The organism is Fretibacterium fastidiosum, from assembly GCF_000210715.1.
Lineage (GTDB): Bacteria > Synergistota > Synergistia > Synergistales > Aminobacteriaceae > Fretibacterium > Fretibacterium fastidiosum.
This window is the reverse complement of the sequence record NC_021038.1, coordinates 1,168,429-1,173,037: the sequence shown is the minus strand read 5'-3', so window position 1 is coordinate 1,173,037 and position 4,609 is coordinate 1,168,429. Positions and strand designations below refer to the sequence as shown.

The following is a 4,609-nucleotide window of genomic DNA, read 5'->3' as shown; positions in this document are numbered from 1 at the left end:
TGCATGGCCAATGAGGCCGCGCAATTCGTCATCACGCGGTCGGGGACCTACGCCTTCACGGCCAGGGACTACTTGGAGGCCTATCGATCGCGGACGCCCTACCTCTTCAGCCCCGTTGCGGAGGCAGACGCGGCCGTCCGGCAGGTGCGGGCCTGGCAGTCGGCGGGGCAGCGCGTCATCTTCACCAACGGCTGCTTCGACGTACTGCATGCGGGGCACCTGGACAGCCTGCGCCGGGCCCGGCTTCTGGGGGACAGGCTGGTGGTGGGGGCTGGAACAGCGACCGGTCCGTGCGGGCGCTGAAGGGGCCGAGCCGTCCAGTGAACCCGCAGGACCTGCGGGGGGGAGCTCCTGGCCGCCCTGAGGCCCGTGGACATGGTGGTGGTCTTCGATGAGGACACGCCCCGAGAGCTCCTGTCGCGCCTGCGGCCCGACGTGCTGGCCAAGGGCGGGGACTACCGCGCCGAGGAGCTGCCCGGGCGCGAGTTCGTGGACGAGGTGGTCATCCTGCCGCTCCTGGAGGGGCATTCCACGACGCGCATCCTGAACCACGGAAGGGAGGGCGGCGGGCAGGCCTGAGGGCCTTGCCTCCCGGAGGGCTGTCGTGATAGAATGAAACCCGCAGCGAGCTTTCGCGAAAGAGTTGCACGTGTCCTTTAAGTTCAGTCCCGAGAGGCTGAGAAGGCGGCGGTGCGGCGGTTGTTCCGCGTATTTTGGAGGGAATGGTCGTGCCCTGTCGTCCTGGACGGCGGGGCATTTTTTGTGCCCGTTGCCGGCATTTCGATAGAAGGAGGCCGTCATGAGGGAGAAGGCGCGCATCATGGACGCCCAGGCGATGAGCCGGGCGATCCGGCGCATCGGCTACGAGATCGTCGAGCGGAACCGGGGGACGGAGAACGTCGTCCTGGTGGGGATCCGCCGCGGGGGGTCCCGCTGGCGCTGGAGATCGCGGACTGCATCAACGCGGCGGAGGGCGCGGAGGTCCCCGTGGGGAACCTGGACGTGGCCTCCTACCGCGACGACCGGCTCCCCGCCGCGGAGAGAGCCGCCGGCGACAGGAGGGGCGTCCCCTTCAGCGCCACGGACCGCGACGTCGTCCTGGTCGATGACGTGCTCTTCACGGGGCGCACGGCGCGGGCGGCCATGGAGGCCCTGATGGCGTCGGGCAGGCCCCGCAGCATCCAGCTGGCGGTCCTGGTGGACCGGGGGCATCGGGAGCTGCCCATCCGGGCGGACTTCGTGGGGAAGAACGTCCCCACGTCCCGGAGCGAGCGGATCGCCGTCCGGCTCCCGGAGTTCGACGGCGAGCGGGGCGTCGTCCTGATGGACGCAGGTACGGTGAGTACGGAAGGAGAGGTGCGTTGAGATGTCACGATTGACGTTGCGGGGCGGAGGGCCGGCCCCGTGTCGGGTGGCGCAGGGAACGGCCGGAGGGCGGACGGGGCGAACCTTTCAGGTGGACCGCCTCATCCGGGCCATCGAGGAGAAGGGGAACCCCACCGCCCTTGGGCTGGACACGCGGCTGGAGTACCTGCCCGCGGCCTTCGCCCGCCCCTACCTGGAGGCGGGCGGAGCGGCCTCCGCGGTGCGGGCCTTCAACTTCGCCCTCCTGGAGGCCCTGCGCGACCTCATCCCCTGCGTCAAGGTCCAGGCGGCGTACTACGAGCTGATGGGGGCGTCGGGCGTGGCCTGCATGGAGGAGACTTTGGCGGAGGCCCGCCGCCTAGGATACGTCGTCATCCTGGACGCGAAGCGCGGGGACATCGGGGCCACGGCCGCTGCCTACTCGGAGGCCTACCTGGCGGAGGGCGCCCCCGCGCCGGTGGACTTTTTGACCGTGAACCCCTACTTCGGCACGGACGGCGTGCAGCCCTTCCTGGAGGACTGCGGGCGGAGCGGCCGAGGCCTTTTCGTCCTGGTCAAGACGTCGAACCCCTCGTCGGGGGAGTTTCAGGACGTCCGTGGAGGATGGCCAGCCGCTCTTCCTCCGTGTGGGGAGGAGCACGGCCCGCTGGGGCGAGGACCTGATGGGAGAGATGGGCTACAGCGCGGTCGGCGCGGTGGTGGGCGCGACGTACCCGGAGCAGGGCGCGATGCTGCGGCGGGAGATGCCCCGCACCTTTTTCCTGCTTCCGGGCTACGGGGCCCAGGGGGCGACGGGCCGGTCCCTGGCGGGCTGCTTCGACAGCCAGGGTCGCGGCGCGGTGGTGAACGCTTCGCGCAGTCTGATCTGCGCCCACAAGAAGGCGGGCACGGAGGACTTCGTCTCCGCCGCCAGGGATGAGGCCCTCAGGATGCGGGAGGACCTTCGGCAGGCCCTGCGGGGCTGAGACGGACGAAAACTTTACCCAGGGAGGTCGTTTTTCATGGAGAAGACGCAGGAGTTGGCGGTGGAGGTCTTGACGCGCCTCGGGGCGCTGAAGCGCGGGCACTTCCGCCTGACGTCCGGGCTGCACAGCGATTGTTACATGCAGTGTGCGGTGCTCTTCGAGCACCCGAAGGAGAGCGAAAGGCTGTGCCGCGCGCTGGCGGAGGGCTTTGCAGGGCAGAGGATCGACCTCGTGGCGTCGCCGGCTGTCGGGGGCGTCATCATGGGCTACGAGATGGCGCGGGCCCTCTCCGTCCGGAACGTCTTCGCGGAGCGGGAGGACGGAAGGATGACCTTCCGCCGCGGCTTCCACGTGGAGCCGGGGGAGCGCGCGCTGGTGGTGGAGGACGTCGTGACCACCGGCGGTTCCGTGCGGGAGGTCGTCGAGCTCCTTCGCGGGGCGGGTGCCGAGGTGGTGGGCGTGGGGTCCGTGGTGGACCGGTCGGGCGGCAGGGTGGACTTCGGCGTCCCCTTCCACGCCCTGATGACGATGGAAGCGTCCGCCTGGCGGGAGGAGGAGTGTCCCCTCTGCAGGAAGGGGGAGCCCATCGTCAAGCCGGGGAGTCGGCAGCTCAAGAAGTAGTGGCCTCCGCGGCCCGCCGTCCCGACCCGCCTTTTCCAGATTGTTTTTCCGAGGGGTTAGCGTTATATTATCCCCAGCAGGTTCCCGATAGACATCCGGGAACGGGAACGGAGGACGTATGGAGTTGGCAGCAGAAGCAGCGAAGCCCTGGTGGCGTGAAACCATTGAGACCATCGTCTGGGCGTTTGTCCTGGCGATGATCATTCGCACGTTTGTCGTGCAGGCCTTTTGGATCCCCAGCGGGTCCATGATCCCCACGCTCGAGATCGGGGACCGCGTCCTGGTGGCGAAGTTCTGGAACTGGTTCTTTGAGCCGTCCCGCGGATCCATCTACGTGTTCACCTATCCGAAGGACCGGGATCGGGACTTCGTGAAGCGCATCATCGGCCTTCCGGGGGACACGGTGGACATTCGGGACGGCGTCGTCTTCGTCAACGGGCGCCCCACGGAGGAGCCCTACGTCGTGAACCATGACGCCTACAGCATCCGGCCTGGAGAGTTCTTCCAGCGCCCCTTCACGGTGCCGCAGGACAGCTACTTCGTCATGGGGGACAACCGCCCCAACTCTCAGGACAGCCGCTTCTGGGGCTTCGTTCGGAGGTCGGACCTCCACGGCCCGGCCTTCTTCCGCTACTGGCCCCTGACCCGCCTCGGCATCCCCCGCTGACGTGGCCCGAACGGTCTGGTATCCGGGCCACATGGCCCGGGGCGGTCGGAAACTCGCAGAGCTCGTCGAAAAGCTGGACCTTATCCTCGAGGTGCGCGACGCCCGCGCGCCTTTTTCCACGTCCGCGCCCCTCGTCAGCGCCTTTTCGCGACTGAGGCCCGTCCTGCTGGTCCTCGCCAAGCGGGACCTGGCGGACCCGGAGCGCACGGGCGTCTGGCTCGAGGCGCTGGGTTCGGACGCCCGCGCGCTGGACCTCCGAAGGAAGGAGGGCCTTGCCTCCCTGCGGAAGGCCCTCTCCGCGCGCCGCCCCCCCCATCGGGAGCTCCGCGTGGCCGTCATGGGCATCCCCAACGTGGGCAAGTCCATGCTGCTCAATGCGCTGGTGGGCAAGGCCCAGGCCCACGTCGGCGGCATCCCCGGAGTGACGCGGTCCGTCAGCTGGTATCGGAACGGGGACCTGTTGGTGGTGGACTCCCCCGGCATCCTGGACCCCCACGCGGAGCCGGGCGTGCATCAGGTCCTGTCCTGGCTGGGCTGCGCCCGGGCCGAGGTCCTGGGGGGCTTCGAGGCGGCGGCGCTGCAGTTCATCCGCTTCCTGCGGAGCCGGGGGCTGTTCGGGGCCGTGCTGGGGAAGTGGGAGGTCCGGGAGCTGGACGAGACGCCGGAGGAGACCCTTGTGCGCATCGGACGCCGGCTGGGGTGCCTCGCGCCCGGCGGAGCGGTCAATATGGAGCTGGCGGCCCGCCGCCTCATGGAGGCCTTCGCCTCCGGCAGGCTGGGGCCGGCAACGCTTGAGCTGCCCGGCGACCCCATTGGCCGGGCGGGTGCGGATGATTGACTTCGCCCTGCCCCGCCACGCCGACCGGGAGCGGGTGCGCCGCCTGATCGGGGCGCTTCGGGCCCGTGGCCCGGTGGTGGGCACGGACGAGGCGGGGCGCGGCCCGCTGGCGGGGCCGGTGGTGGCCGCCGCGGTCCTCCTGACGGAGGAGCA

Annotated in this window: 7 protein-coding genes and 1 pseudogene; all 8 read left to right on the top strand. The window is 69.7% G+C overall.

Annotated elements, in window-relative coordinates:
• Positions 1-303 (top strand): adenylyltransferase/cytidyltransferase family protein (locus SY1_RS05400; protein ID WP_208872978.1); only part of this gene is annotated, 303 nt, incomplete at its 5' end.
• 66 nt (positions 304-369) lie between these two features.
• A complete protein-coding gene (locus SY1_RS05395; protein ID WP_208872977.1) occupies positions 370-579 on the top strand; it encodes a nucleotidyl transferase family protein in 210 nt (69 codons plus the stop codon).
• 111 nt (positions 580-690) lie between these two features.
• On the top strand, positions 691-1,365 hold the full coding sequence (pyrR, locus tag SY1_RS05390) for a bifunctional pyr operon transcriptional regulator/uracil phosphoribosyltransferase PyrR (RefSeq protein ID WP_341523530.1): 675 nt from the start codon (positions 691-693) through the stop codon (positions 1,363-1,365).
• 1 nt (position 1,366) lies between these two features.
• Positions 1,367-2,284 carry an orotidine-5'-phosphate decarboxylase gene (gene pyrF / locus SY1_RS05385; RefSeq protein ID WP_208872975.1) on the top strand — a complete coding sequence of 306 codons (918 nt, stop codon included), beginning with the start codon at positions 1,367-1,369 and terminating at the stop codon, positions 2,282-2,284.
• 82 nt (positions 2,285-2,366) lie between these two features.
• The gene (pyrE, locus tag SY1_RS05380; RefSeq protein ID WP_015556416.1) at positions 2,367-2,951 is read left to right on the top strand and encodes an orotate phosphoribosyltransferase; all 585 of its coding nucleotides are present in this window, start codon (positions 2,367-2,369) and stop codon (positions 2,949-2,951) included.
• A gap of 118 nt (positions 2,952-3,069) precedes the next feature.
• A complete protein-coding gene (lepB, locus tag SY1_RS05375) occupies positions 3,070-3,618 on the top strand; it encodes a signal peptidase I (RefSeq protein ID WP_015556415.1) in 549 nt (182 codons plus the stop codon).
• Positions 3,619-3,649: 31 nt separating this feature from the next.
• Positions 3,650-4,456 (top strand): YlqF/YawG family GTPase, encoded by an 807-nt coding sequence (locus tag SY1_RS05370; RefSeq protein ID WP_015556414.1) that lies wholly within the window; start codon positions 3,650-3,652, stop codon positions 4,454-4,456.
• Positions 4,449-4,609: pseudogene (locus tag SY1_RS12360) on the top strand (hypothetical protein); the annotation flags it as partial. The gene SY1_RS05370 and the pseudogene SY1_RS12360, both read left to right, overlap by 8 nt.

Bases quoted from the DNA above. Each gene is read 5' to 3' on its own strand.
- pyrF (WP_208872975.1), top strand. From the start codon at position 1,367: ATGTCACGATTGACGTTGCGGGGCGGAGGGCCGGCCCCGTGTCGGGTG.
- pyrE (WP_015556416.1), top strand. From the start codon at position 2,367: ATGGAGAAGACGCAGGAGTTGGCGGTGGAGGTCTTGACGCGCCTCGGG.
- lepB (WP_015556415.1), top strand. From the start codon at position 3,070: ATGGAGTTGGCAGCAGAAGCAGCGAAGCCCTGGTGGCGTGAAACCATT.
- SY1_RS05370 (WP_015556414.1), top strand. From the start codon at position 3,650: ATGGCCCGGGGCGGTCGGAAACTCGCAGAGCTCGTCGAAAAGCTGGAC.